The organism is Haladaptatus sp. (genome assembly GCF_049589095.1).
GTDB lineage: Archaea > Halobacteriota > Halobacteria > Halobacteriales > Haladaptataceae > Haladaptatus.
This window is the reverse complement of record NZ_JBAWAC010000167.1, coordinates 1-2309: the sequence shown is the minus strand read 5'-3', so window position 1 is coordinate 2309 and position 2309 is coordinate 1. Positions and strand designations below refer to the sequence as shown.

Genomic DNA, 2309 nt, shown 5'->3' with positions numbered 1-2309 from the left:
GAACATGACACTGCGGCCCGGCGACGTGATCTCGACCGGGACGCCCGGCGGCGTCGGTATCTTCCGCGACCCCGTCGATCTGCTCGAACCGGGGCAGGTCTGCGAGGCCGAAATCGAGGGGATCGGTACGCTCACGAACCCCGTCGTCGAACCGTGACGCCGTAGAATCCGATCACGGATTTCGCACGACAGAGTCTTTTTTCGAATTCCACGGACGAAGGGAGTACGCGGTCGTATTCGAAATCCCGGCGTCGTCGTTCGTCCGACCGTGACCCGTCGCGGTTCCACCGCCGAGGCTACTCCGACCGCACGGCGTCGATGACCCCGCGAAGGTAGCCGACGGTGAACCCGCGGGACCGATGACGCCAATCGTCGTCGCCGGCCATCTTCGGAACGTGATCGGGGATGACGACCCCGTCGTACCCGATATCGTGGAGGGTTCGAACGACATCGACCGTATCGAAATTTCCCGCGTCCACGAACGTTTCGTGGAACCGCGGAACGGTCCCGACCACGTCCCGAAAGTGGATGAAGACGATCTGGTCGCGTTCGCCGAACCGTCGGATGACGTCAGAAACGTCCTCGTCCATCTGCGAAAAACAGCCGAGACAGAGCTTTAGGCCGTGATTATCGCTCAGGACTTCCGACATCGCCCGTTCGAAGTTCTCGACGTTCCTGAACAATCGGGGAATTCCTCCGAGCGACACCAACACGGGCGGGTCGACCGGATGCAGCGCGAGCGTGACTCCCGCTTCCTCCGCGACGGGAAGAACTGCCCGCAGAAACTCGTTGTACTGGTCCCAGAACTCCGATTCAGTGTACGTCCGGTCGAGTCCGGGAGCGAGTGCGTCCGGATCGTCGAGTTCGGAGAGGTCGAACGCGGTGGCGGGGGCCTGACCGCGCGTTCTCACCGGCGACGTTCGCATCGGCACGACGCCGCGGGGGTTCCACTGGTATCCCAGGATGGGTATCTCGGCTTCGCCGAGGTTACGGACGAGCGTCGTGATCTGTTCGAGCGCTGCGTCGCTCCCCTCCCGGCCGAACATGATGTCCCCGTACAACGAGTACGGAAGCGATTGGATCCCCGCGAGCGACAGTCCCGCGGATTCCACCCGTTCGCGGGCCGCTTCGAGTTCCGTGACCGACGGGATCGAATCGCGGCCGACGGCGACGGTCTCCTATCCGTCACGATCGTTAAAATCGTCGGGTTCCTCCTCCGTATCCGCGTGATCGAGGAACACGTCGGTCGCGCCTAACTGGCGAACGTATCGAAGACGCTCTTCCGAGAGGGTACGCGTTCGAACGCCGACTCGAACGTCGGCGGCCCGGTCCACCCCGGCGTTCGTTCGAGTATCATCCATACTGATTCACCGTATCGCACCGTGAAAAATCAACCGACGTTCGAACAGTTACGGTTCGGTTCGTACACATCGACCTTCCGTTCGGCGGCCATTCACGCCGGTTTCCGATCCACCAGTACGGATCGACAACGTGAATCGATGCGGTTTCGCCGCCACCTGCACCGAATCCGTCTCACTACGCCGAGTCCGTCTCACTACGCCGAGTCCGTCTCACTACGCCGAATCCGACCTGGCAAGAACGGTTTCGAGCCTCGCCGCCAAGTTTTCGCCCATGCGGATCATGGCATCGTCCCCCGGATGGACGAGGTCGGTGGTGAGGCCGCCGAGGGAGTCGAGAACGTCGGGACCCTCCACGAGGAAGACGTTATCGCGTGCCGTCTCCCGGACGACGTCGCGAAGCGCCTCGCGGAATCGCTCACACCGTCCCTCCGTGTCCGTCCCCACACAAACGTCGCGGGCGTTCGGATAGATGGTGATGGGAACAACCGGTTTCTCCGGATGGGCGTCGGCGACGGTTTCCAGGAGATTCCGTGCGCGTTCGTGGAACTCCGAAACCGAAAAGCGATCGACCATGTTGACCGAGACGGCGAGCGTCGCGACGTCCCAGTCGTCCCGACCGGCAATGTAGTCGGCAATGGCTTCGTCGCAGAACGCCGTGCCGCAGGAACCGAGGTTGATCAGGTCCGCACCCAATCCGGTGGCCGTCCGTGACGCGTAGGTCAGGTGCTCCCCGAGGGGTGCTTCACCTTCCGTGATGGACGTTCCGTAGGCGAGATAGCGCAGGGAAGGCAGTTCGTCCGCCCGTGGCGGTCGAACGTTCGCTTCGACGCCGTGGTAGAAGACGTGGCCGCCACGGTGTTCGCCCGGGAGCCGTAAGCGACACACTCGGGGGTGAAAATCGAGTTCATCGACCCGGTCGGATTCGATTCGACCCAGTTTCTCGGGGAA

The 2309-nt window shown here is 62.7% G+C and carries 2 protein-coding genes and 1 pseudogene; 1 reads left to right on the top strand and 2 read right to left on the bottom strand.

Features of this window, described 5'->3' with window-relative positions; translation table 11 throughout:
- Positions 1–157 (top strand): fumarylacetoacetate hydrolase family protein (locus WBV42_RS05640; RefSeq protein WP_423985159.1); only part of this gene is annotated, 157 nt, incomplete at its 5' end.
- A 139-nt stretch (positions 158–296) separates the two neighbouring features.
- On the opposite strand, the pseudogene WBV42_RS05635 reads toward WBV42_RS05640, so the two are convergent.
- Positions 297–1361, bottom strand: a pseudogene (locus WBV42_RS05635) (mannonate dehydratase).
- A 213-nt stretch (positions 1362–1574) separates the two neighbouring features.
- Positions 1575–2309, bottom strand: a 735-nt coding sequence (locus tag WBV42_RS05630; RefSeq protein ID WP_423985158.1) for an SGNH/GDSL hydrolase family protein, incomplete at its 5' end; no start/stop codon positions are given.